General features: G+C 44.7%; 19 protein-coding genes. 8 read left to right on the top strand and 11 right to left on the bottom strand.

Annotated features, from left to right (window positions below; genetic code table 11):
• Nucleotides 1-335 precede the first annotated feature (335 nt).
• From AAEY79_RS09925 to AAEY79_RS09935, 3 genes are all read left to right on the top strand, one after another.
• On the top strand, nucleotides 336-725 hold the full coding sequence (locus AAEY79_RS09925; protein ID WP_352288193.1) for a hypothetical protein: 390 nt from the start codon (nucleotides 336-338) through the stop codon (nucleotides 723-725).
• 401 nt (nucleotides 726-1,126) lie between these two features.
• Nucleotides 1,127-2,518, top strand: a complete 1,392-nt coding sequence (gene purB, locus AAEY79_RS09930; RefSeq protein ID WP_350588485.1) for an adenylosuccinate lyase — start codon at nucleotides 1,127-1,129, stop codon at nucleotides 2,516-2,518.
• A 43-nt stretch (nucleotides 2,519-2,561) separates the two neighbouring features.
• Complete coding sequence (locus AAEY79_RS09935) at nucleotides 2,562-3,209, top strand: DUF2238 domain-containing protein (protein WP_173240446.1); 648 nt, start codon at nucleotides 2,562-2,564, stop codon at nucleotides 3,207-3,209.
• Nucleotides 3,210-3,255: 46 nt separating this feature from the next.
• Here AAEY79_RS09935 and AAEY79_RS09940 read toward each other — a convergent pair whose 3' ends face one another.
• Entirely contained in the window at nucleotides 3,256-3,441 is a 186-nt protein-coding gene (locus tag AAEY79_RS09940) for an NF038104 family lipoprotein (RefSeq protein ID WP_025653303.1), read from the bottom strand.
• Between the two features lie 153 nt (nucleotides 3,442-3,594).
• On the opposite strand from AAEY79_RS09940, the gene AAEY79_RS09945 reads away from it, so the two are divergent.
• On the top strand, nucleotides 3,595-4,767 hold the full coding sequence (locus AAEY79_RS09945) for a cupin domain-containing protein (RefSeq protein WP_350588483.1): 1,173 nt from the start codon (nucleotides 3,595-3,597) through the stop codon (nucleotides 4,765-4,767).
• A 143-nt stretch (nucleotides 4,768-4,910) separates the two neighbouring features.
• Here the strand turns inward: AAEY79_RS09945 and AAEY79_RS09950 are convergent, their stop codons facing one another.
• From AAEY79_RS09950 to AAEY79_RS09965, 4 genes are all read right to left on the bottom strand, one after another.
• Complete coding sequence (locus AAEY79_RS09950; RefSeq protein WP_352288197.1) at nucleotides 4,911-5,600, bottom strand: 1-pyrroline-5-carboxylate dehydrogenase; 690 nt, start codon at nucleotides 5,598-5,600, stop codon at nucleotides 4,911-4,913.
• 11 nt (nucleotides 5,601-5,611) lie between these two features.
• A complete protein-coding gene (gene putA, locus AAEY79_RS09955; RefSeq protein ID WP_352288200.1) occupies nucleotides 5,612-8,887 on the bottom strand; it encodes a bifunctional proline dehydrogenase/L-glutamate gamma-semialdehyde dehydrogenase PutA in 3,276 nt (1,091 codons plus the stop codon).
• Between the two features lie 745 nt (nucleotides 8,888-9,632).
• Nucleotides 9,633-10,928, bottom strand: a complete 1,296-nt coding sequence (locus AAEY79_RS09960; RefSeq protein ID WP_025653299.1) for an NCS2 family permease — start codon at nucleotides 10,926-10,928, stop codon at nucleotides 9,633-9,635.
• Nucleotides 10,929-11,244: 316 nt separating this feature from the next.
• Complete coding sequence (locus AAEY79_RS09965; protein ID WP_201583582.1) at nucleotides 11,245-12,207, bottom strand: IS30 family transposase; 963 nt, start codon at nucleotides 12,205-12,207, stop codon at nucleotides 11,245-11,247.
• A gap of 273 nt (nucleotides 12,208-12,480) precedes the next feature.
• Here AAEY79_RS09965 and tolQ point away from each other — a divergent pair, with 273 nt between their 5' ends.
• The 4 genes from tolQ (at nucleotide 12,481) to AAEY79_RS09985 (ending at nucleotide 16,182) form a co-directional block, all read left to right on the top strand.
• A complete protein-coding gene (gene tolQ, locus AAEY79_RS09970) occupies nucleotides 12,481-13,209 on the top strand; it encodes a protein TolQ (protein ID WP_025653297.1) in 729 nt (242 codons plus the stop codon).
• Nucleotides 13,206-13,664, top strand: a complete 459-nt coding sequence (tolR, locus tag AAEY79_RS09975) for a protein TolR (protein WP_025653296.1) — start codon at nucleotides 13,206-13,208, stop codon at nucleotides 13,662-13,664. Before tolQ ends, tolR begins: the two co-directional genes overlap by 4 nt.
• A gap of 53 nt (nucleotides 13,665-13,717) precedes the next feature.
• On the top strand, nucleotides 13,718-14,752 hold the full coding sequence (locus AAEY79_RS09980) for a cell envelope integrity protein TolA (protein ID WP_227693050.1): 1,035 nt from the start codon (nucleotides 13,718-13,720) through the stop codon (nucleotides 14,750-14,752).
• A 137-nt stretch (nucleotides 14,753-14,889) separates the two neighbouring features.
• Nucleotides 14,890-16,182, top strand: a complete 1,293-nt coding sequence (locus AAEY79_RS09985; protein WP_352288203.1) for a translocation protein TolB — start codon at nucleotides 14,890-14,892, stop codon at nucleotides 16,180-16,182.
• 217 nt (nucleotides 16,183-16,399) lie between these two features.
• Here AAEY79_RS09985 and AAEY79_RS09990 read toward each other — a convergent pair whose 3' ends face one another.
• From AAEY79_RS09990 to AAEY79_RS10015, 6 genes are all read right to left on the bottom strand, one after another.
• Nucleotides 16,400-17,032, bottom strand: a complete 633-nt coding sequence (locus AAEY79_RS09990; RefSeq protein WP_352288234.1) for a cytochrome c — start codon at nucleotides 17,030-17,032, stop codon at nucleotides 16,400-16,402.
• Between the two features lie 88 nt (nucleotides 17,033-17,120).
• Nucleotides 17,121-18,722 carry a flavin monoamine oxidase family protein gene (locus tag AAEY79_RS09995; RefSeq protein ID WP_352288206.1) on the bottom strand — a complete coding sequence of 534 codons (1,602 nt, stop codon included), beginning with the start codon at nucleotides 18,720-18,722 and terminating at the stop codon, nucleotides 17,121-17,123.
• 206 nt (nucleotides 18,723-18,928) lie between these two features.
• On the bottom strand, nucleotides 18,929-20,383 hold the full coding sequence (locus tag AAEY79_RS10000; RefSeq protein WP_101210992.1) for a cytochrome c: 1,455 nt from the start codon (nucleotides 20,381-20,383) through the stop codon (nucleotides 18,929-18,931).
• A 902-nt stretch (nucleotides 20,384-21,285) separates the two neighbouring features.
• Nucleotides 21,286-21,903 carry a flavodoxin family protein gene (locus AAEY79_RS10005; RefSeq protein ID WP_101210993.1) on the bottom strand — a complete coding sequence of 206 codons (618 nt, stop codon included), beginning with the start codon at nucleotides 21,901-21,903 and terminating at the stop codon, nucleotides 21,286-21,288.
• Between the two features lie 83 nt (nucleotides 21,904-21,986).
• On the bottom strand, nucleotides 21,987-23,003 hold the full coding sequence (locus tag AAEY79_RS10010) for a polyphenol oxidase family protein (protein WP_201566697.1): 1,017 nt from the start codon (nucleotides 23,001-23,003) through the stop codon (nucleotides 21,987-21,989).
• Between the two features lie 62 nt (nucleotides 23,004-23,065).
• On the bottom strand, nucleotides 23,066-24,379 hold the full coding sequence (locus AAEY79_RS10015) for an RluA family pseudouridine synthase (protein WP_025653289.1): 1,314 nt from the start codon (nucleotides 24,377-24,379) through the stop codon (nucleotides 23,066-23,068).
• Nucleotides 24,380-24,390 lie beyond the last annotated feature (11 nt).

Genomic DNA, 24,390 nt, shown 5'->3' on the forward strand with positions numbered 1-24,390 from the left:
AATGTCAGATTGAGTAGTCATTGCTTATTCTCCAGTTAGTGGATTATAAGCAGTTACACAGTTTTTAGGAAACTCCCCGGCTAGTAAATGATTGTGATAACCCTACGACGACTTATGCCACCCAAACATTAACAACAGCTGACGCTGGCGTATATCGGTTCACTATACCCGTCACAGAAATTGGTAATAGAAACTCTGTCTGTATTATTGAAGATAATAATAGTGACTATCCTATCCGTACTACCAGTGGCAATAAACAAGTTGGCTTTACCTCCAATAAATATAGCTACCCTAACAATAACTTTGGCAGAGTAATTGAAGCAAACAAGGCCTTAGTGTTAGAAAAAGAGCAGGCCTTAAATAATTGTAGTATCTCAACATTACTTCCTTCCTCGCAGAACAACTTAGTATATAGCAAAGATACCTTGGTCAATGTCAACCCCGGTCAATGTATTGCTTATAGAATAATACCGACTAATCGCGCCAATTTGCCCGTCAGCAATTTTGTGATGAGTGACACATTACAAAAAGCTGGAGTGAACAATGCCACTGTCTCCTCAGTATTAGCCGTTCCAACCTATAATTCTGATGACTACGCTACCGATAGTGCCAAGGTAGGCAAAAATGATGTTCCAGTTAAGACCAAAATACTTTCAATTGCAGAAAGAGCTCAACGAGTTTTCTACTTTAATACCAAATACGGTGCGACTAACTCTAACCCTTAACCCTTATTAATCGTATATATAGAGTTTGGATCCTCCTAAACTCTATTTTTCGTATTTGAATCGACTGCCGATCAATCCAAGCTAGGATAGCTTTATCTCAATTCAATTGGATCAACTTCGTTGTCATCGCGCCTTCTACGTAATTTCTTTCTTTGAGCGATCCTTTTGTAGAATAAACTTCCTAACACCTATCGTTATGGCATCTTATTGTCATTACAAACCATAGTAGATGTAGCTCTTTTTATCCTCTAAAGTCTCTTCGAACAAAAATTTTTCTGTAGTATTGATAACACGCCTCATTTTTATCCAAATTTCACCTCCAATCAGGGTATAATTGTGCGACTAAAATATCCATGCTAGGTTATGCATTGATTCACTTATTTCAATTTTAAGGCATCACTATGACTCCCCTTACCGCACTCTCCCCAATTGACGGTCGTTACGCCTCTAAAGCTGACAGCCTACGCCCTTATTTATCTGAATTCGGGCTTATTAAAGCCCGCGTAACGGTTGAGATTCGCTGGTTACAGTCATTGGCAGATAATAGCGCGATTGGTGAGTTGGCGGCGTTTGATACCGATACCAATGCCTTTTTAAACAGCATCGTTGATGGTTTTAGTGAAGCGGATGCGCAAGCGATTAAAGACATCGAAGCGACGACCAATCATGATGTGAAAGCGGTCGAATACTTTATTAAAGATAAGTTTCGCGGGAATCAGCAGTTAGAAGATAGCCTAGAGTTTATTCATTTTGCTTGTACCAGTGAAGATATCAACAATCTATCATATGCATTAATGCTAAAAGACAGCCGCGAAATCGTCGTTGCTAAAATGCAGCAAGTCACAGATAGCATCGTTGATTTGGCGATTACCCATGCTGATCAACCCATGTTGTCACGCACACATGGTCAAACGGCTAGCCCAACGACGCTCGGTAAAGAGATGGCAAACGTCGCTTATCGCTTAGCCCGTCAAATCAAACAAATTGGTGACGTTGAACTGTTGGGCAAAATCAATGGTGCAGTCGGTAACTATAACGCGCACTTCTCAGCTTACCCTGATGTTGATTGGCAAACGCATGCTGAGCAATTCATTAATGAGCGTTTAGAGCTGACCTTTAATCCTTACACCACGCAAATCGAGCCACATGATTACATTGCTGAGTTGTTTGATGTAGTAAGACGCTTCAATACCATCTTGATCGATTTTAACCGTGATATTTGGCAATATATTAGCTTAGGCTATTTCAAGCAGCGCCTAAAAGACGGCGAAGTGGGCTCATCGACGATGCCGCATAAAGTCAATCCAATTGACTTTGAAAATTCTGAAGGTAATCTAGGCGTTGCTAATGCCATGCTTGCTCATTTGGGTGAAAAGCTGCCGATTTCACGTATGCAGCGCGATTTATCAGACTCAACCGTACTACGTAACATCGGTGTTGGTCTGGCACAGAGCATGATTGCGTTTGACGCTTGCTTAAAAGGTGTGAGCAAACTTGAGTTAAATGCACAGCGCTTAAATGACGACCTTAATCAAGCACAAGAAGTATTGGCTGAGCCGATTCAGACAGTGATGCGCCGCTACCGCGTTGAGAACCCTTATGAGAAACTTAAAGCCTTAACTCGTGGTAATGCCATGACTCGCGAAGCGATGCTGACATTCGTTGAAAGTGACGAGTTAGCAGCCGTTAGCGATGCGGATAAAACACGTCTACGTGAACTAACTCCAGCGACCTATATCGGTAATGCAGCTGAGCAAGCACGTACGATTAAAGAGTGGATTGCTAAGCTTTAATCATTAGCTATGAATAATTGCTAATAATTAAAGAAGCGTGCAAATGCATCGAAACTTTAACTCTGTCATTGTCAGTACTGTAGCGGTATTTATCGTCATGGTACTGGCAAGCATTGAGCCTCTAGAGTGGTCAAGCTACCTACTCCATCAATTAGGCACGCTGTTGTTTTTGGCATTAATGCTGTTTGCGTATCGCTACTGGCATATTAGCTCACGCTCCTATGCCCTTGCCTCAATATTCCTCCTCATTCATATCATAGGCGCACGCTATCTATATTCGTATGTGCCTTATGATAACTGGACAGAGCGGCTATTTGGTATAAGCCTAAACGAGTTGTTTGGTTGGCAGCGCAATATGTATGACAGGCTCGTACATTTTAGCTACGGGCTATTGCTGTTCAATGCGATGGTTGAAAGCTCAAAATCTATCTTTAAGATATCATCCATCAAGCTTTTAGTCGCTATCGCCCTCATGATTAATATGTCATCGAGTCTGCTGTACGAGCTACTTGAATGGGGAATTGCAGCGACTTTATCACCAGAAGCGGCAGAGGCTTACAATGGTCAGCAAGGCGATATTTGGGATGCCCACAAAGACATGGCATTAGCGCTCCTCGGTGGGCTGATTGCGGCAGGCATTCTTTTATTTAAGGCTTCTATTCAAACTCGTAGCTTTAACAATAACCGTTAAATAACAGCCTTTTAAAACAGACACAAAACGATTGCTAAAGAATAAGTTAATCGTCCTTTTTGTCGTCATCACTGTCGCCCGGTATGATAGCTTTGCCCACAGCGACGGTACCTTTTACCACGCCCTTGGTGGTTTTATAAGCAACTTTGGCAGGTACGGTCACTATCTTGTGTACACAGGCTTGTAGTAAAAACACGCTAGCGATGATGACAATAAAATGTAATTTTTTCATAAATTTCCTACGATTGATGGGATGCTCTGACAGTAGCCATTAACGTTAATAAGACTGGCAATCAGATAGGCGATAATCATAAACTATTAAAACCTTCCTATAAAGCACTCCTCACGATTAATCTTATAACTCTCTTTGAATCTGGATGTATTAATGACCTCAACTTCCCTTTGTTTACCCGACTCTATTACGCCTGAGCAATTCTTAAATGACTATTGGCAAAAAAAACCATTACTTATCAAGCAAGGTTTACCGCAATTGATTGGAATGTTTGAGCCAGAAGACATGCTTGGCCTAGCACTTGAAGAAGACGCTTCGGCGCGCCTGCTTATCCAAGCTGCAACTAAGCAAAAAGGCCAGCCACAATGGAAGCTTAAGAAAAGCCCATTGGCTGAAACTGATTTTGATAACTTGCCAGAACAATGGACTGTGCTGGTTCAGAATATGGAACAGTGGTCACCTGAGCTTGGGCAATTGTGGCAAGCCTTTGACTTTATTCCGCAGTGGCAACGTGATGATATTATGGTTTCATACGCGCCCAAAGGTGGCTCAGTTGGTAAGCATTATGACGATTATGATGTATTTTTAGCGCAAGGATTTGGGTCTAGACGTTGGCAGCTTGGCAAATTCTGTGATAAAAATACTGAGTTCGTCGCCGATGAGCCGATTCGATTGTTTGATGATATGGGCGAGATTATTTTTGATGAGATATTGGAGGCCGGTGATGTACTCTATGTGCCGCCGAAGCTGTCGCATTTTGGGGTTGCTCAAGATGATTGCTTGACATTCTCTTTTGGCTGTCGTCGTCCAAACTTGATGCAAATCATCGACAGCTTAGCTGATATCGCCACCAACGATAGCGACTTATTCGTCCCAATGCTGTTGCCACAAGCGCTGCAAGCATCAGGTGAATTGCAAGCGAGCAGCATTAGTGCCGTCAAAGATCAGCTATTACAAATGCTACAGTCTGAGCACGGCGACGATATCATTCGTCAAGCAGTGTCTGAAGTCGTGAGCAAGCGCCAGTATGATGCACTGATGCCAGAAGAGACGTTAGATACCGATGAGCTGATACAAGCTCTAGCAGAAGGTGCCACGTTGCAAGCTGACTATAGCAATCGCTTGCTCTATAGCTTGACTAATGATGGCATCACGCTGTATGCCAATGGTCAGCGTATCGATGGGCTTGACGAGGCAGCAGGCGCTGTATTGGTGCGTTTGGCAAATGGCGAACACCTAAATAGCCAAGATGTGACGGATATTGATGCAGATGACTTGAGCGAATGGCTAGAGAACGGCTGGGTATGGATCGACGCGGCTGAATAGCTTTTAATGCGATTTTATTAAATTTGGCTTATCCAACCATAAGAAAACCGATACCTGATTGATTCAGATATCGGTTTTTTAATGCATATTACTTTTTAAGTTAGAGTCTTTATTGTGACATCAGACATTACTTAAATCCTTGGCTAAGTACCAAGCTCAAGCAAGCTCGCATTACCACCAATAGCGGTGGTATTAATCGTTCTTACCCGCTCAGTAACAAAGCGATGGAGGTAATCAGGCGTTAGCATCTCTGACATGCCTTCCATATCGGTCACGGCAATCACTTGCGTCAAAATACCATCCGTATTGGCAAGCTCTTGACTGATTGTCTGTATTTCACTGTTATTACCTGCAACAGCAACTTGGGCGAGACGATCAATATATAACAGCGTAATCGTTTGCGAATCATTAGCCACACTCAATACATCATCGCTAATACCAGTGTCATAAAGTATTTTTGCTGCCTCATCACACATCTCAGCCTGACTAGGACAATGCAATATCACTTCATTGCCCGTCAGTAATGCAGCGATTAGCTGTCCAAGTACTGCCATCGCCCGCGCAGACTCACCGCCGATGACCATCGTTTTACCACGACCAGTGACATATAAGTCGTTGGACTCACCTGTTGCACCCGTCATACGCTGTACTTTATCCAGACTGGGCGCGGCGTTCAATAAATGATGGAATAGACGCTTTGCCTTGTTGGCATCACCAGTCAGCAAAGCCAGCTTAGGTATCGCAGCCTCAAGATAAGTGGCGCGATTGACTGCGCTAAGTAATCGCCAAGCTTCACAAACCTGGGCATGATTTTTTTTAAATTCAGTCGCCATGTTGCTGCTCCTTATGCGATTTCTGGTTGAGTAAGTGATTCTGTTTTAGTATTGGTAGCAGTGTTTTGCTTAGTAGCACTTGTTTGCTCAGTAGCGACTGACTCAGAGCTTAGCTGCATGAGACGGGCGACGTAATGTGGACCACCCGCTTTTGGACCCGTGCCCGATAGACCACAGCCACCGAAAGGCTGGACGTTAACGACTGCACCGATTTGGTTACGGTTGACATAGGTATTACCGACAAAGGCACGGCGTTCGATATGCTCAACAATATTTTCAATACGGCTGTGAATACCTAACGTTAAGCCAAAGCCAGTAGCATTGATAGCATCGATAAGCTTGTTTAAATCCCGAGCTTGATAACGTAGCACATGTAATATCGGGCCGAAATGCTCACCACCAATCACGTCGATACTTTTGACTTCAATCGCGGTTGGTAACACAAAGGTAGACTGCTCTTGACTCACAACCGAGCTGGCACTCATCGGTGTCTGCGCCAAGATATTCGCCGTTGGCTCAGCGACCATGCGTTCGATATGCGCCTCAAGACCTTGCTTGGCATCATTATCAATGACTGGGCCGACATCGGTAGCTGCATACAGCGGGTTACCCACGACTAGCTCAGCCATATTGCCTTGCAGTAGCTCAATCAACTCATCAGCCACTTCTTCTTGTACACATAGTATGCGACAAGCTGAACAACGCTGACCTGCCGAGCCAAAGGCAGACAGTACGGCATCTCTGACCACTTGTTCAGGCAAGGCTGTCGAATCGATAATCATGGCGTTCTGACCACCTGTCTCAGCGATAAACACGGGCAGCTCCCCGCTGGCTTGCGCATGATCATTTAGACTTTGATTGATACGTTGCGCGGTTTGGGTCGAACCAGTGAAGATGACACCAGATAAATTGTCAGCGGCGGTTAATGCCCCACCCACTTCACCCGCTCCAGTGACAAACTGTAGCGCCTCGACTGGCACCCCAGCTTGATACATCAGCTGCGCACCGAAATGCGCGATTAAGCTGGTTTGCTCAGCAGGTTTTGCGACAACGGTATTACCGGCGGCAAGTGCTGCCACAATCTGACCGGTATAAATAGCCAATGGGAAGTTCCAAGGGCTAATGCATACAAAGGTGCCGCGCGCTTTATACACTTGGCGCGATTGCTTGCCAGATAAATCGGTAAACTCATGCGCTTTTGCGTCTAAGCGTTCTGCTTCATCCGCATAAAAACGGCAGAAATCAACGGCTTCTTTGATCTCATCAATACTGTCTTGCATGGTCTTGCCAGCTTCAACTTGGCACAAGGCCATTAGTTCAGCATAGTTTTCTTCGTAGAGGTCAGCGATTTTGCGCAATATTGCCGCACGTTTTGCCGCTGGCACTGCTTGCCACGCGCTTTGTCCGGCTACTGCGGCATCAATGGCTTGACGCGCCAATTCTGCATTGGCGTATTGTACGTCGCCTGCGATAACTTCATGATTCCACGGCGCACGCACTGTATGACTAACAAGCTTCTGAGCTTTACCATCCACTGAAGAGTCATGAATTGCTTGCCCATTGATGATAGGAGACGCGGACCATGTCTTTGTTAAATGACTGTCAATCGCGGCTTTGAATAATAGCCACTGCGACTCTACAAATATATTGGGACCAAAGCTGGCACGGCGATCGCCATAAATCTCTAAAGGTAACGGAATCTCTGGATTGTTTAACGTATCATTGGCTACTAGCTTGTCATACGGATGTACCGTCAGCTTATCAATCGGATAAGACTTATCTAACAACTGATGCACAAATGAGCTATTCGCGCCATTTTCGAGCAGACGGCGTACTAAATATGGCAGTAAGTCTTTGTGCGCGCCAACTGGAGCATAAATACGGACAGGAATCTTGTATGTTTGTAAGATATGGTCATAAAGCGCATCACCCATACCATGCAAACGCTGAAATTCAAAATCTCTATGCGCACTCATGGTCATCACTGATGCCAAGGTATGAGCATTATGGGTCGCAAACTGCGGCCAAATAAGTCCGCGCAGATGCTCAGACAACAAGAAGCGAGCACAGGCCAGATAAGCGGTGTCTGTGCCTTCTTTACGCGTCCAAACGGGATATCCTGACAAGCCTTTTTGTTGGGCAAGTTTAATCTCAGTATCCCAATAAGCACCCTTAACCAAGCGTAACGGGATACGATCGCCAACTTCTTTTGCCAAGCGTGCAAGCCAAGCAAAAATAGCAATGGCGCGCTTAGAGTAGCCTTGCACCACTAGACCCAGTCCATCCCAACCAGCAGTTAGCGAATCACGATAGAGCGACTCAAACAGCTTTAGAGATATCTCTAGGCGATCGGCTTCTTCGGCATCGATGCTCAAATCCACATCCACTTCGCGTGCCGCTTCGATCAGCAATAAGCAACGCTGACGCAATAATCCCAACACCTGAGCTTCTTGCGTGGCCTCATAACGTGGATGCAGTGCAGACAGCTTGATAGAAACTGACGGCTTTGGCATGCCCTCTTGAACTTTGACATTGGCAGTTGCTTTAATCGCATGCAAATAGTCGTTAAAGTATTTTTCGGCGTCTCTATGGGTAATCGCCGCTTCACCCAACATATCGAACGAATAGGTATAGCCTTTATTACGATACGGCTGACTGTTTTTGTTGGCGTCTTCAATCGTCTCACCAAGGACAAACTGATGCCCCATAATACGCATGGCTTTTTGCATCGCCGCCCGAATCATTGGCTCACCCATTCTTTTGGTCATTCGATCCAAAAATCCTGAAGCAGTCGTGCTATTGTCGATACTGACGACACGGCCCGTCATCATCATGCCCCACGTCGAGGCATTGACCATAAAACCATTGTCATCTTTTAAATGCTTTTTCCAGTCCGCCACACTCATCTTGTCACGAATCAACGCATCAGCGGTATAATTGTCTGGCACGCGAATCAAGGCTTCGGCCAAGCTCATCAGCAAAATACCTTCTTGCGTATCAAGGCTGTATTCAAGCAATAACGAATCAACCATTTTGATTGCTTTGCCATCATTGCGCACATATTCAACCAGCTGGCGCGTCTGATTACTAGCCGCCTCACGCTCTTCATCACTGGGTTTAGCAAGTGGTAATAAGTCAGACAACCAACGCTGCTCATCGACACTATACAAAGGTGAGATGCGCGCATACAACTCATCTGCGGACTGATCAATATAGGCTGGCGATAGCATATCGACCGGGTTAAATAAAATCGGCTCTCTCGGGGTAAACTGCTCTACTGGGTTCATACCAACTCCATAACTATCGTCTAAAAACCATGATAAATGGTCAATGAGGAAAACTGATTGCGCAAGCTTACTGCCTATAATCCTACGATATTCAATAGGAACTATTGACTGCGGCTCATAACAATAATCAAAAGACCAAACGGCGCCATCGCAAAACGAGCAAATCCAGCATAAGCTGGAAACGTTTAAGTAGGTCGTTCGAGTGTTAAACGGGCTACGTTAACAATATAAAGGCAACAACGAACAGCTAAGCGGCATTAGTGCCTTCTTCTTGTCAGTAGTGAAAGGAGTGCGATTGATAGCTCAAGGTCGAACCTTATTAAAATAATAACCATAAGTTATCACGCTAATGAGCCCAAATCCGTCATCTTATACGGCGCTAATTCACTGTAAGAAAAACCTCTACGGCGTTGATTGAGGTGATGCGCTTAACCTAGCTATGGTATCATGAAAAAAAATTTCGAACTAACGATATTTAGGATTTAAGTCAATAATTATATCTTTTAAAAACAATTAGTTATCTATAATTTATTGGTAATGACGCTTTAGTTATAATTTTTTGTTTACTATTGGTTATTAATTGTTTTTTGAGTCGAATATTTTCCGCTAATTATGACCAATGACTTTCTTTCAAACGTAAAAAAACCCTCCTTATTACTCAATAATAAAGAGGGTTAAAATTCAAAATACTAATAAGGTTAAAAACCAATAACCCTATTATTGGCAATGTCATACCATCAGACATTTATAACAATACTAACTTTGCCAAAAGAATCGCTGTCAAAACCCAGACAGGAATTGTAATTTCAGAGAATTTACCCGTCATCAACTTCACCGCGGTAAAGGTAATAAAACCAAGCGCGATACCATCAGCGATAGAATATGTCAGCGGCGTTAATAGCAATACAACTGCGACTGGTGCGGCTTCGGTCAAATCTTCCCAATTGATGTCTTTTAGCGTGAACAACATCAATACCGACACATAGAATATCGCCCCTGCCGTGGCATAAGCAGGAATCATACCGGCTAATGGTGCAAAGAAAATACTGAGCAAAAACAGCACACCGACAGTCACTGCCATCAGACCCGTACGACCACCTGAAGCAACTCCTGACGCACTTTCAATATAACTGGTCGTTGAAGAAGTACCTAGCATGGCACCAGCAACCGTAGCGGTTGAATCAGCCAATAAGGCTTTGTCCATATTAGGGATGTTGCCGTCTTTATCGATAAGCCCTGCTTTATTGGCAATACCAACCAAGCTGCCCGCTGTATCAAACAAATCAACGAATAAGAAAGCAAAAATAACGCTGATCATACCAATATCAAACGCGCCCGCGATATCAAGCTGTAGGAACGTTGGGGCAATGGGTGGCGGTGCCGACATGATACCAGTGAATTGCGTATGCCCCGTCACCAAACTAACCAAAGTGATGAACAATATACCAATGGTAACCGCGCCTGGGACTTTTTTATAGACCAGACCAATAATGATGAAAAAGCCTAAGGCCGCCATCATGGGTGGAAATGAAGTCATGTCCCCAAGCATCACTAACGTCGCATCACGTCCAACGATGATGCCGGAGCTTTGCAGAGCAATAAACGCCAAAAATGCACCGATACCGGCAACGATACCTTGCTTCAGACTGGTAGGGATGGCATTAATAATCCATTCGCGTATCTTAAATAAGCTCAAAAGGATAAACAAACACCCTGATAAGAATACTGCTCCTAATGCGGTCTGCCACGCATAGCCCATGCCCAGCACTACACCGTAGGTAAAAAAGGCATTTAAGCCCATACCTGGCGCCAATGCCACCGGCAGTCTGGCATAAATACCCATGATAAAGCAGCCTATTGCCGCTGCCAAACAAGTAGCAACGAACACCGCACCTTTGTCCATACCCGCTTCTGCTAATACATTGGGGTTTACAAAGATGATGTAAGCCATCGTCAAAAAGGTCGTAATACCGGCTAGGATTTCCGTTTTGACCGTGGTGTTTTCACCGTTGATCCCAAAATAGCGTTCAATTGCATTCATAAGTGTCGCGCCCAGCTTGCTAGTGAAAGAACAAATTTAGTGGCGCCTAAAATAAAGATGACGTCAGCAAGCAAGTTGCGACGTCATAATCAAAAGGCAGCGGTAACAAAGAGCAATATTTTAGAGAAATTGAGCTACAAATTCAATCATTACCCGTGCCTTACGCGTTTAAAACGAAAATAAGACTGTACTGTCATTCTATTATTGGATAATAGTCGTGTTATAGAATAATCTAGCCTGCAAACCTACCTTATATCGATAAAAATCATAACTCTATCAATAAAACGCTTTTTTTTCGCTTTAAGCTTTCTTGGATTCAACATTGAAGTGCAACGCACCCGAAGCTAGATTTTACCTCAAGAGGCGTTCTAAACCCTAGCACCTTTCTAGGTCGATTATTTAAACTGTCTTCAATCGACTGAACTAAGTGCATGCATAGGTTATCCAGACGCATTGACTTCGGTAGAAACTGACGAATTAACCCATTGGTATTCTCATTCGTTCCACGCTCCCAAGAATGATAAGGCTGAGCAAAGTAAATATCAGCCTTCAACGCTGTTGCCATCGTTTCATGGTCAGCAAACTCTTTACCGTTATCAAAGGTGATACTTAACGCCTGTTCACCTTTTAGCATGCCAATGCAAGCTTGTGTGACGGCTACTGCCTTGCGATTGGGTAGCGCTTTGATCTTAGTCTCTCGAGTTGTTCTATCCACTAGAGTGACAAGCACACCTTGATGTCCACGACCAACCACCGTATCCCCTTCATAATCGCCCATACGACTGCGCGCTTCAATGATACTGGGACGGTCATTGATATCACAGCGGTTCGCTATCTTTCCGCGCCTATCATTGCCTTGCAGATACCGTCTCTTATAACGCTTTTGACATCTAAGGGCGCTATGTAAGTTACCCCCTGCCTTTTTGTCAGTATAGATGTGTTGGTATATCGATTCATGGCTTGGGACCTCTTGCCAACCCAGCATCCTCAGTCGCCCTGTGATTTGCTCAGGTGAGTAGTGTTTGCTGAGTAGATGCTCAATATAGCACCAGCCAAAGCGGCTGATCTGTGAGCTATTCACAACTTTGCGCGCGTTTGCCAATCGATGGGCTTGTTTGGGGCGATAACCCCTTTGTCCTATATTTCGCTTTATCTCTCGACTGACCGTTGATTTATGACAGTCGATAATTCTAGCTATTTCACTGAGACTCTTTTTAGCTTGCAATAGCGCTGATATTTGATATCTTTGCTCTTGGGTAAGATGTGTATAGTGTTTCATAACGTTCTGATATGTAGGAGTTGAAGTTTGAAATGCAACACGGCACATCTTACTCTTCAACTCATTCTTTTAAAACGTTGCACTTCTTATTTGAATCTAGGTTTTAAAAAAATGACCTTTTCTTCATTTAGCAGTACACTAGTCGGTTGATATAAGTGTACAGAATGCAACGAACGATACTTTGCTGTCCTACATCTTGAGTTGTCAGAGGTCTTATCTGGTCTGCGTGTGACGCTTATGCCAGTTATTGTTAATTACCCGTGAGTCCATTACATGCCTGAATCATTAAATATTATTGACCTTATTACCCAAGCCAGTCTATTGGTACAGATTGTGATGGCGCTGTTATTATTAGCGTCTTTGCTCAGTTGGGTGATTATTTTTCGTATGAGTGCACGGCTCGGTACGGCTAGGAACTTTGATCAACAGTTTGAAACGTGGTTTTGGTCGGGTGAAGATTTGGCAAAGTTGTACCAAGGTGTGCAAGGCTCGCCTGAGCGCCAAGGGCTTGAGCAGATATTTTATGTCGGGTTTTCTGAATACTTAAGAATGCACAAAAAACGCCAGCCAAAAGATGACATTATCGATGGGGTTGAGCGTAAGCTGCGGGTCGGTTTAGGACGTCAGCAGCAGTTATTAGAATCTGGGCTCACGACCCTAGCCAGTATCGGCTCAGTCGCACCTTATGTCGGTTTGTTTGGCACAGTATGGGGTATTATGAATGCCTTTTTGGGACTCTCTCAAACGGAACAGGCGACTCTCGCTTCTGTTGCGCCAGGCATCGCGGAAGCACTCATTGCCACGGCGATGGGTTTATTTGCAGCGATTCCTGCTGTGCTCGCGTACAACCACTTTACGGCCAAATCGAGCCGCTTGTACGATTCACGCGCGTTATTCTGCGATGAGATGACAGGGATGCTCCAGCGTGAGACCAGTGCTCAAAGCGTGATAGACAGAGACACTGCCCTTAACAGCAATGCCAGTCAGGTGACAGGGCTATGAAACCAAACCCTTATCGCCGTGAAAAAAAAGCGCTGAATGCGGAGATGAATGTCGTTCCTTATATCGACGTCATGCTGGTGCTACTGGTGATATTTATGGTGACAGCGCCAATGTTGATCACCGGCGTCGATGTCGAGTTGCCAAAAGAGCAAACCAATACCTTGAGTCAAAGTCAACTACCCGTGATTGTCTCTTTAACTGACAGTGGCGAGATTTTTATCAGTTATGAAAACAATGTTGATTTGCCAATTAGTGAGCCCGAGCTGATTAATACCTTGTCTAATCTGCAATCGCAGAGCAGCAATGCAGGTGCGCAGCCTTTACAAGTGATGATCAACGCCGACCAAAACAATCAATATGGCGCCATCATGACTTTGATGGCAAGCTTGCAACAAGCAGGTATCCAAAAGGTGGGATTATTAACGGGCGCCCCCTTACCCACACCTTCATTGTAATCAATTCTATTGTTAGTATCGTTTGTTATAATAAGTGAATAATCTGATGAACCTTGTCTTTCAATACCCTGTCCATGAGTATCACTGCCATGAATAATGCGCCTGCTGTTTATGTGCCGACCCAACCTGAAGGCAATGGGCTGACACTGCCTACGCTGCTCAGCTTGCTTGCACATGGTCTGGTGATTGGCATACTTATTTATACTTATCAACATACAAAAACCGACACTGTGGAAAGCATTGAGACGGTCATGGTATCCCCTGAGCAACTGGCTGAGATGCAAGGGCAAATCCTTGCCAACCGTGCAGCGGCGGCCAGTGCTATGCAAGCTGACAGCGGTGCAAGCAGTGCATCAAACACCCCATCATCAGAAAGTTTTAGCGATAGCACCAGTCAGTCAAACTCTCAGCGCGTACCTGTCTTTACCCGCTCTAACGATCCTGCCAGTCAACCAATGCTGATGAGTGAAGAGCAGCATCAACGCTTACTTGAGCAAAACCAAGAATACGAGCGCAATATGGCTGAGTGGGCAGCCAAGCTAGATGAGTCGGTGACAGAAGAGCATGGTCAGGTAGAGCAAAACAAAAATGAAAAGCTGATAGAAGAACAAAAACAGCTGGGTGATTTCCGTCATAAACAAAATAATCCGCCTCATATTCCACGCCCGACTGCGACTGATAAAAATTTAAAGATTGACACTGGCAGCTCTGGCAGTGCCAGTAAAAACTTTAGCTTATCAGAAGATGGTGAGTCGACCCTCTCTGGCGATTCTTCTACCTCTAGTATGGCAAAAGGTAGTAGTCGCTCTGCCTCAAGTGGCAGTCGCGGTGCCAGCAATGGTGAAATTATCAATTTAATCAAACGCAATTATAGCCCGCCAACCGCTGCCAAAGGCTCGACTCAGCGCGCCACCTTAACCATCACTGTCAATGCGAGCGGCAATGTGGTCAAAGTCTCCGCTTCAGGACCTGATAGCGCGGTCAATGAAGCAGCCAAACAAGCAGTTTTGAATACTGGCAGCTTACCGATTGATGCCGATGATCCTAAGTACCCTACTTTTACCATACAATTTAAAGGTAGCAATTAATCAGTTACCCAGTTCCTATATTATTGATAACGTTACCTTAAACTGCTTGCACTGTGTGTAATATTGCCATACCGTAACGGTAAACTTAGCCCCTATAAAAAATAACGATTAGACTATTTCAGGAGTTCAACTCGGTCATGCGTACTCATCAGAAGTTATGCCTTTCTTTACTTGCCAGCACCTCAACCTTGCTTATTTCTTCCAACTTGTTGGCGGCGCCTGTCGTCTTAGAATTAGATTACGATATTCCAGTCCAACAAAATCAAGTCGCCTTTGTGCCATTTGCGGGCGATTCTGTATTATCACCGATTATTCTCAATGATTTGAGTAAAACAGAATTAAAGGTGACCAATAAAGATTTACCGCAGCAGCCGCACAGTAGTAGTGAACTTTCTGGCACGCTACCCGTCTGGCAGAGCATGGGTATTCCTTACCTAGTTGTCGGCAATACTCGTAGTAACCGTGGTAAAATCGTCACCGATTATGAAGTCGTTGATGTCAAATCTGGCCGAGTGATTGAAGGCAAGCAAACCTTAACAGCTGACAATAATAAAGAAAGCCTGCGCTACGCCGGTCACGTCATCGCTGACAAAGTTTATGAGCTGATTACTGGTACGCCAGGTGATTTCTCCGGGCGTATTGCCTACATCGAAGAAGTGGGTACTGGTAAAGACAAAGTATCGCGCTTAAAAGTGATGGATGCTGATGGCGAAAACGCCAAGACCATTACCGAGGTTGCCGGTTCGATATTCTCCCCATCGTGGTCACCAGATGGTAACCGTATCGCCTACTCTGTACAGCGTGATAAGTCATATCCTGTTATCTATGTACAAAACGTGAGTGGCGGCGGAGCAAGTGCATTAACGCCTTTTAAAGGTAGCAATTTAAGTCCCTCGTTTTCACCTGATGGTAGCAAAATACTGTTTTCAAGCAGCTTTGAAGGCAGCGCTGATATTTACGAGATGAATGCTAGCGGTGGTAAGCCCAGACGCATCACCAATTGGCCTAGCAGCGAAGTACAGCCAAGTTATGCACCAGATGGCAAATCCTTTGTGTTTGTCAGTGACCGAGCAGGGTTTAATAAACCACAGATTTATCGTTACGAGTTTGGTTCGGGACGTACAACCAAAGTATCCAGTAGCGGTTATGCCACCAGCCCGCAGTTTAGTAGTGATGGCTCACAAATTGCCTTTTTAAGTGGTCGCTCAGCCGCTATTATGAATAGCAGTGGCGCGGTAACCACCAATTTGGGCAATACAGGTATCGATGAAGCGCCAAGCTTTTCACCCAATGGTAAACGCGTGGTTTATGCTTCTACTCAAGGTGGCAAAGGCATCTTGACCATCAAGTCTCTAAATGGTGGTGAGTCATTTGGTAAATCTGGACAAGGCACTATTCGCTCACCAGTCTGGTCATCTAGCCCTAAATAACTTATACAGCTCCCAAGCTTTACGAGTTAATAAAAGCGTAGATAAAAAAAGCGCCTAATGCATAATTAGGCGCTTTTTTATGTTTGCTAAAAATAGCTGAGTAATTTCTATATTAAGGTCTGCTAAACATTCGACCGTGGCACTGCTGCCTTCTGGTGAATATTCAACAGATCCTAACAGCTTCACTGAAAATTACTGGCTAAAAGATTAAACTGTGTTAATCATCACTTGGGTCCCCAGCTGGTGGATTGACATGCCGCAGCTCTGCCACATCCTCGGCAGTGACGGTATCGGTAAAGCCATTCAAATCGCTGACCACATATTGAGTCACTGCAGCTATCTGCTCATTATTCATCATTCCATGGAATGAGGGCATACCGCGGAAGCCATTAATCAAGATATCAATGATGTAGTACTTCGATTGCATTTTGCTGTTATTAGCCAGTGGCGGATAATAACCTGCACCGTAAGCGCCCTCGCCTTTATGCATATGACACGCCGCACAAGAGTCATGATACAGCTTGGCACCATCTGTTGTCACAAAGCCATTGGTTCCTTCAAACTTTGCGTCCCACTTAGCAATACTTGGATCATTGTCCATAGTGGGCAGTGAGCTGTTATCGACGATATTGATAGGAGGTGCTGTAAGCTCTTCACGACTCATATAGACGCCGCCCCAAGCGCCCGTATTACGGCTCGCCTGATAGTCATCCGTTGTGATACCTTCTTTCTCTTGTTCGCTAGCCACTGTCTCTACATCATCTGACTGTTGACTACAGCCTAAAAGTGCTGCACTACTCATCGCACCCAACAACATCACAGTCAGCAGTTTAAGGGTCATTTCTCTCATGACTTTTTTATTCACGATTGCCTTCTTTACGATTGCATTGTCCATGATAGCCTCTGAATTTTTATAGTTATCCATATTAACCAAATATTTAACCGAGCATTTTTGCTTTTTTATGTAGGCGCTTGGCGGCATCCATGCCAGATAAAATAGCGCCTTCTTGCCATGCTGGAATGTGTGAGCAATGCTCGCCTGTGAGTACAATACGGTTATCGATACTGCATAAGGTGTCATAATGCTGACGGCGGGTCGACTCATTCCAAATACCATAACAACCCAGTGTCCAAGGAATGCGATGCCAGACCACTGACGTACCGGCGCGGAACTCTTTTGTATACTGGGGATGAATATACTTACCGTAAGCGAGCGCGACATTGATACGTTCTTGCGGCGTCAAAGTATTAAACTTATAAGATGTCGGGCCGTAACCATAGGCTCCTAGTAGCACTCCAGTACCATCTTTAAACATATTCTGTGAAGGATAGGCAATCTGTGCAATGGGCATATCGGTATAAGTCAATCCACCAAATATCCACTCGTCTTCTTCCCAAAAGCGGCGATTAAACTCTAAGCCAACTTTATAAGAAGTCTCATAAGGTACTGCCGCCATGGCTTCTTTCATCGGTTTTGAGACGTTAATATCCATTTGCGTCAGCACCGTTAGCGGGATATTACACACGCACCAATCGGCACGTATGGTTTTGGTTGCCCCGTCTGGGCTGTTGCTATCGACATAATCGACAGTCACACCGCTTTCATCTTGATGAATTTTGGTTACTTTTGCGTTAAACTCAATCATATCGCGACATTCGCGGGTAAAGGCATCACCGATTTTGCCCATGCCGCCTACTGGCTGAAACATGGTTGGTTGGTGACCATAGGTCATATGATTGCCATAAATATCCGCCCACATGCCTGAATCTAAGATTTCACTGATAGGCAAAGGCTTTGACGGTTTTGCATCAGGCATCAAGCCACCACCGGGAAAGACACTAAAACCGCGATGCTTACTGGTCTCATTACTGGCGCGATAACGATAATCTTTATCGAGCACACCCCAGCCTTTTAAGCCTTCAAGCAGCTTTTCTTTATCCTCAGTATTAACCGAGCGATCAAGACCACCAACGTTAACTGACTTTGACAACAGCTCAGCCACATGGCCTTGAATATCATTTTTTACATCACCCAAACGCTGTGGGACACCATCAAAATGAGTGGTACGGTGCAGATAGGCACGATCATTGGTTTGAATAAAGGGCTGCATCTCGACGCCGAACTGTTTGCAATAATGAAAGACAGCATAGTGATGACTGGGCAGACGCCACGGTCCACCATTAAAATAATTACCCTCTTCAAAATCACAGGTCACTTCTTCGCCACCCAGCTCAGTATATTTGTCCCCGCTGTTGAGTGTCCAGCTACGACCACCACCACGGTTTTGGAACTCAAGTACTTTGACATCGTAGCCCGCTTTTCGTAGCTCATACGCCGCAGTTAACCCACCAAGACCGGCACCAAGAATGACAATACTAGCGCCTGCAGGTGCACCCTTAAGATCCATGGTTTCTTTAAAGCTCGATTCAGAAGCAAACCCAAGGGTCGTCATCGCTTGATACATCGCGGTTGCACCTGCGGTTTTACCGATCATCGAGAGCAGTTGGCGCCGCGTTGGTGATTGAAGCATATCTTTCATAATAATGTCCTTAAAGTAGACGTCGTGTATAACGGCAGGCATTGTTCTTTGGCATTTTGCTTTTATTATCGGCTCAGTTTATATCGAACGTTTGTCTTGCCAAGCCTTAATGCACTCCCATTTTGACCTTAATTCTCGTACTGTAATCAGCGTCTAATACGCCTTTATAAATTCTTTGTTCGACCATTTATCTAAACATAGTCAAACTAAGCGCGGCGTCTAGAGCGTAAGATGGCGCGGATGATAAATACAATGATAGCAATCGCAACGATAATACCTATTATCGCCAATAAGCCTGCGTACTTAATCAAGAAAGGCTTATCAACGCCAGTATTTGCGATGCGATCAACATCATCAGCACTCACATCACTGCTAGCAAGACCACCAAAATTCACCCGTACGTAGTTGGCAATACCAGCGATTTGCTCACTATTTAACTCGTCTGAAAACCCTGGCATGATAGGCGACGTATTGGTTGCCCCTTCTACCCCATGAAGAATCATATTAACCAGCGCATCGGGCTGGTCACGGCGGATACTGCTCAGGCCAACGATAGGCGCATAGCGAGCATCAGGCTGACCATAACCGTTAACACCATGACAGCTACCACAAGCGGCCAGATATAATGACTCTGGAGCGTTACTGCCATTACCTACTGCCGCTTTTGCCTGTTTCAAATACTCTTTTTGCGCCAGCAAGTCATGCGTGATAGATTCGTTGATTGGCGTTGGCAGACGCGACACATCCACCGCAGACACTTTGTCTTCGGTTTGGACAGCAGGTACGGCTTTTAGATAAGACGCAATGGCGCTTAAGTCTTCATTTTTTAAGTAGCGGGTACTGTGGGCGACCGCTTCACCCATGGGGCCACCAGCGTATGCACGTTGATCAAGCTCGCCTGTACGCAGATAAGTGACGATATCTTGCTCACTCCAGCTACCGATACCGCTTGACTCATCTGGGGTAATATTTGGCGCATGCCAGTTGCCGAGCTGAGCACCAGATAGGTACATACTCTTATCAAAACCCATCGTACTATTACGTGGGGTATGGCAAGTGCCACAGTGCTCTAGATTATTGACCAGATATTCACCGCGTTTTTGGGTCTCGTTCAGTCCGTCGCGCTTTTCAGTAGACGGTACGTTGAGAAAGTTCCAACCCAACATTAAGCTGCGAATATTAAAAGGAAATGGCAGATCCGTTTTTTCTTCGGGGGCTTCGTCAACCGCTGGTACCGTCTGTAAATAAGCAAACAGCGCACTGATGTCTTCCTCTTTCATGCCGCTGTAAGAAGGATATGGCATGGCAGGATAAAGCATATGGTCAGGCGCACGACCTTTTTGCAGCGCATTCTTTAAGTCCGCTTCGGTATAGTCGCCGATACCGTAACGTTTGGATGGGGTGATATTGGTGGAATAGATCTCTCCCATGGGGGTCTCGATTGCCGTCCCGCCGGTATAGTCCTCGCCGTGACAGGCCATACAGTCAGCAGCGCGAGCAATATAAGCACCGCGATTGACAAGCTCACTATTGGCGGGGCTGACATTAGGTAGGCTTGCGTTGGGCAAGCTCGCATTAGGAAGGTTGACACCTTCAGCCATGACGGCGCTGGAGGTGATACCAATGGCTAGCATTGATAACATCACAGAGAGTGGCTTCATAATATCCTCATATAGCTGGCATCTAGGGTGTTTTAATTATTTTTAGCACATAATATCTATTATTTAGCAGTATCCATTTATCGTTTGGCAATATCTAAGTCTTTGCCTATGAGGCATCTATGAAGATTAGTTACCGTAGAATGTCTGCCTTCACCACTAATGTAAAACTATTTTGCTGTTATTGCTTGAATAGTAACTTAACCACCCTATTTTTTTACAAAAATAAAAGATTTTACCATTAAGGCTTGGGTTTTATTATTCAAACCATATATTCATATTATTATTAACAACGATAAAAAATTCCTTTTAAAAACAATTACTAATAAATATCAACTGCTTTATCTGTTTTTTATAATGACGAAATTTTAGTAATAAAACTCAATAATTCTATTTTTTGACTGTTATTTTTAATTTCGAGCGTACATAATAGATACATAGTGCAGAAACCATACTATGTCTACGCTTCACATTATACTGAGGTATATATGAGGTTAGCCGTTGCATAATGCGGTAATTTGTTTATGATGAACGCTGTTTTTAATGCTGGCAATTGTGTCCTGAGATACCATTATGAAATCCTTTGTCATGACCTACATACTCTCGGCAGCGCTACTATTAAGCGCATGCCAATCTTTTCAATTTGTCGAAAACCCCATTCCTGTCAAACCATTACCCGCTAAAAACCTTAGTAAATAATTTTACTAATGGCAATAAAAAAAAGCAGCTATCAAATTGATGTCTGCTTTTTTATTTATTAGGGCGTGTCACGATTTTAATAATGGTGATAAAAAGGAGATAAATTTGCAGTCCAAAGTGGAAATAGTGCCGTTAATTTCTGATTATATTGCAAGTCTCAGTTACGACAATTAATCCTTATTTATGCTAATAAAGGCAATCTGACTTTAGCCAACTGCAATGACTGGTCGATGCTTGATAATGGTCTTGGCTAAATGATCACCAAACCAGATAGCCGTATCGATATCACCTTTACCAGGTGTTTCCTCAGGAGGGCCGTCAAGGGATTGCGTCATGAGCCCCAAAAAGCTCGACAGACGATTTAAATCATGCGATTCATGACCTGTCGGCATCAAGGGTAAACCGATCCAATTCATGCCGTGCTGCATGGTATACAAACAGATCTGTTGTAAGACGGCCAATTTATCACCGCTAAGACCGCCCGAATTGGCAAAACCTGCGGCCCACTTACCTTCCCATTTGCGATGGTACCAACGCTGTGAGGTCTCATCCATAAAGGTTTTAAATCCAGCAGTCACGCTACCCATATAGACGGCACTACCAAAAACCAGCAGATCTGCCTGATCCAAAAAATCCCAGTCGACATCATGAACATCGACGGCTCTTGCCTGAGCTTCTGGTAATTGTTGGCGCGCACCCATAACGATCGCTTCGGCCACACGCTTGGTATGACCATAATTGCTATGATAAATGACGGCAATCGATACGCTCGTTGCGTCATCAGTCGCTATGGAGGTTGAAGATGCTGTGGCAGATGTATTCATATAAACTCTAATAATGGCTATAAATAATTAAATAGAAATAAAATGGCTCAAGCGTACTTAGTATTGATCAGCGACTAGCAAATTCATACCAACTCAGTATCTGACTGGGTGGAAGCACGGCGCACAATCACTAGCGCCATCCGTCCCGTCGCTGGTTGCTGCAAATGCGTCTGACGCCGATAAGAGTAATAACGGTCATCGCCGTAACTACAGCCTATAGCAGACTCATTACATAACGTCATACCAGCAGCAGTTAATTGGTCAGCGGCAAGTCTTGGTAAGTTTAGCTTAATTTTATCCGCATTTACTTTGGCATAATTTGCGAGTTTATCAACGGTCTTATGTAAGCGCTGAGGATTAACATCCGAATTTTTACTAGTATCAATATGGCTATCATCACCGGTTTGGTTTGCAGAATTCATCACGTAGCGCGCATCGAAGCGCTCGATATTTGCTGACGTTAATAACTGACTGTCTACGCAACCTGCCAGTAGCTTATCGCGGACTTGACTACCCACTTCATAATTCTGCTGGCTAATACAGACGCCAATCCATGCCATAATTTGCCCTGAGTCGGTAAAGCGCTCAGCAGTTGCTTGGATGACGCCACAAGCCAGCCCTTGCCAACCTGCGTGAATGGCGGCAATTTTACCACTTGCAGGTTGATATAAAACAATAGGCACGCAGTCGGCAGTCATTATCGCTAAACCAACACCCTGCTGCTGACTCAGCATAGCATCAGCCGCTAGCGGTTGCATACTTAAGGCAGTGGCGTCGATATGATGAATATCATTGCCATGTACTTGATTGACCCAATGCAATCTTTTTATAGGAGCATTTTGCGCACTCGTTGATGGCAAGCTGTTCAATTTCTCATTAATCGCCGTCAAGAGACGCATGCGATTGTCTAAAACCTTTGCCGCATCATCGTTTACATGCAAGCCCAAATTAAGCGCGCCATAGCTCGCCTGCCCTAGCTCATGCATTTGCTGACTGTTTGTATCAGCTGCACATTTATTACCATTGGCAAGTGCGGCGGTCTGAAAAACCGCCACATCGTCTAGTTGTGCTAGCAATGTCATAGGAAGCTTACTTTTCATGGCGTCTCTACCATCTCTCTCGTCACAGAAATACGTACTTAAGGCCAATTAGTCAAAAGCATTTATTCAGGATCGTAACCATCACCTAACACAGCCATCAACTGCTGCATGTCTTCAGGGATTGGCGTAGTGACTTCGATATCTTCGCCCGTCGTTGGATGAACAAAACCCAAAGTATAAGCATGCAATGCCTGTCTTGGGAAGTTAGTAATCGCTTGACGCTGCGCCTCTGTGAGACCTGCCCGCAGTTGACGACGACCACCATAGACGCGATCGCCGACGATCGGATAGGTAATATGACTCAAATGCACGCGAATCTGGTGGGTACGACCCGTCTCAAGACCCACATCTAGCAGACAGTAATTGTCATTAAGAGCCGTCACATTTAACAAATGCGTGACCGCTTCGCGACCAGCAGTCATGACCGTCATTTTGGTACGCTGATTGCGATGGCGACCAATGGGCGCATCAATACGACGATGACGCAGCAGACTTGCCGCATCGCCAGCGACGACACACTGGTAATGACGATAGACAGACTTGTCTTTCAGTTGCTCCATCAATGCCAATTGCGCAGGTTTGGTCTTGCCAATAAGCAACAATCCAGAAGTGTCTTTGTCAATACGATGCACCAGACCGGCACGCGGAAGATGATGCTGCTGCGGATAGTGATACAGCAAAGCATTGACCAAAGTACCTGTCTGATTGCCAGCACCAGGATGAACCACCATACCGACGGGCTTATTAATCACCAAGACATCATCGTCTTCATAGACCACATCGATATCGATATCTTCTGGTTGATCTTCCCCATGCGGCTGCAGCGTCGTTGACAGATGTATCACATCGCCCGCTTTGACCCGAATCTTGGGCTTTTGCACGCTATCGTTATAGAGTAAGCTGCCGTCGCTGATCCAGCCTTGCAACTGCGCACGCGAAAAGTCGGTAAACACCAGTGATGCCAATTTATCGATACGGAGACCTGCTTGTTCTTCGGTGACGGCATAGGTTACATCGATAACGACGGGTACCGCTTGCCCTGCAGTCGACGCTTCATAATCAGCATCATCATCGTCGTCACTGTCATCAATACCTTCGTCAGCCTCATCCGTTTCATAGTCCTCAATCATCTCGTCATCGAGTCTATCACTATCTTTTGAGACACTGCCTTCTGAAACAGTACCTTCTGACGCTTGTGACAGGGTATCGTCTGCGATGAAACCATCGGATACCGTCTCTGCGTTTATGCGGTCATCAGTTTCTAGCGGCTTAGCATCTGATGATTCGTTATTTTTTAAAACTTTATTTGACATGGAAGGCTCTTGCGCTGATAAATCAGTATCTAGCGATTGATTCGGTGGTAAATGGGTGGTCATAGTATTATTAT

This window comes from Psychrobacter sp. GW64-MNA-CIBAN-0177, assembly GCF_040309585.1.
GTDB classification, from domain to species: domain Bacteria; phylum Pseudomonadota; class Gammaproteobacteria; order Pseudomonadales; family Moraxellaceae; genus Psychrobacter; species Psychrobacter okhotskensis.

What these genes read in the sequence shown, in the direction of transcription:
- AAEY79_RS10000 (WP_101210992.1), bottom strand. Translation starts at nt 20,383, where the DNA reads ATGAAGCCACTCTCTGTGATGTTATCAATGCTAGCCATTGGTATCACC.
- putA (WP_352288200.1), bottom strand. Translation starts at nt 8,887, where the DNA reads ATGAACCCAGTAGAGCAGTTTACCCCGAGAGAGCCGATTTTATTTAAC.
- purB (WP_350588485.1), top strand. Translation starts at nt 1,127, where the DNA reads ATGACTCCCCTTACCGCACTCTCCCCAATTGACGGTCGTTACGCCTCT.
- AAEY79_RS10010 (WP_201566697.1), bottom strand. Translation starts at nt 23,003, where the DNA reads ATGAAAAGTAAGCTTCCTATGACATTGCTAGCACAACTAGACGATGTG.
- AAEY79_RS09935 (WP_173240446.1), top strand. Translation starts at nt 2,562, where the DNA reads ATGCATCGAAACTTTAACTCTGTCATTGTCAGTACTGTAGCGGTATTT.
- AAEY79_RS09940 (WP_025653303.1), bottom strand. Translation starts at nt 3,441, where the DNA reads ATGAAAAAATTACATTTTATTGTCATCATCGCTAGCGTGTTTTTACTA.
- AAEY79_RS10015 (WP_025653289.1), bottom strand. Translation starts at nt 24,379, where the DNA reads ATGACCACCCATTTACCACCGAATCAATCGCTAGATACTGATTTATCA.
- AAEY79_RS09960 (WP_025653299.1), bottom strand. Translation starts at nt 10,928, where the DNA reads ATGAATGCAATTGAACGCTATTTTGGGATCAACGGTGAAAACACCACG.
- AAEY79_RS09990 (WP_352288234.1), bottom strand. Translation starts at nt 17,032, where the DNA reads ATGAGAGAAATGACCCTTAAACTGCTGACTGTGATGTTGTTGGGTGCG.
- AAEY79_RS09950 (WP_352288197.1), bottom strand. Translation starts at nt 5,600, where the DNA reads ATGGCGACTGAATTTAAAAAAAATCATGCCCAGGTTTGTGAAGCTTGG.
- AAEY79_RS10005 (WP_101210993.1), bottom strand. Translation starts at nt 21,903, where the DNA reads ATGAATACATCTGCCACAGCATCTTCAACCTCCATAGCGACTGATGAC.
- AAEY79_RS09995 (WP_352288206.1), bottom strand. Translation starts at nt 18,722, where the DNA reads ATGAAAGATATGCTTCAATCACCAACGCGGCGCCAACTGCTCTCGATG.
- AAEY79_RS09945 (WP_350588483.1), top strand. Translation starts at nt 3,595, where the DNA reads ATGACCTCAACTTCCCTTTGTTTACCCGACTCTATTACGCCTGAGCAA.
- tolQ (WP_025653297.1), top strand. Translation starts at nt 12,481, where the DNA reads ATGCCTGAATCATTAAATATTATTGACCTTATTACCCAAGCCAGTCTA.
- tolR (WP_025653296.1), top strand. Translation starts at nt 13,206, where the DNA reads ATGAAACCAAACCCTTATCGCCGTGAAAAAAAAGCGCTGAATGCGGAG.
- AAEY79_RS09965 (WP_201583582.1), bottom strand. Translation starts at nt 12,207, where the DNA reads ATGAAACACTATACACATCTTACCCAAGAGCAAAGATATCAAATATCA.
- AAEY79_RS09985 (WP_352288203.1), top strand. Translation starts at nt 14,890, where the DNA reads ATGCGTACTCATCAGAAGTTATGCCTTTCTTTACTTGCCAGCACCTCA.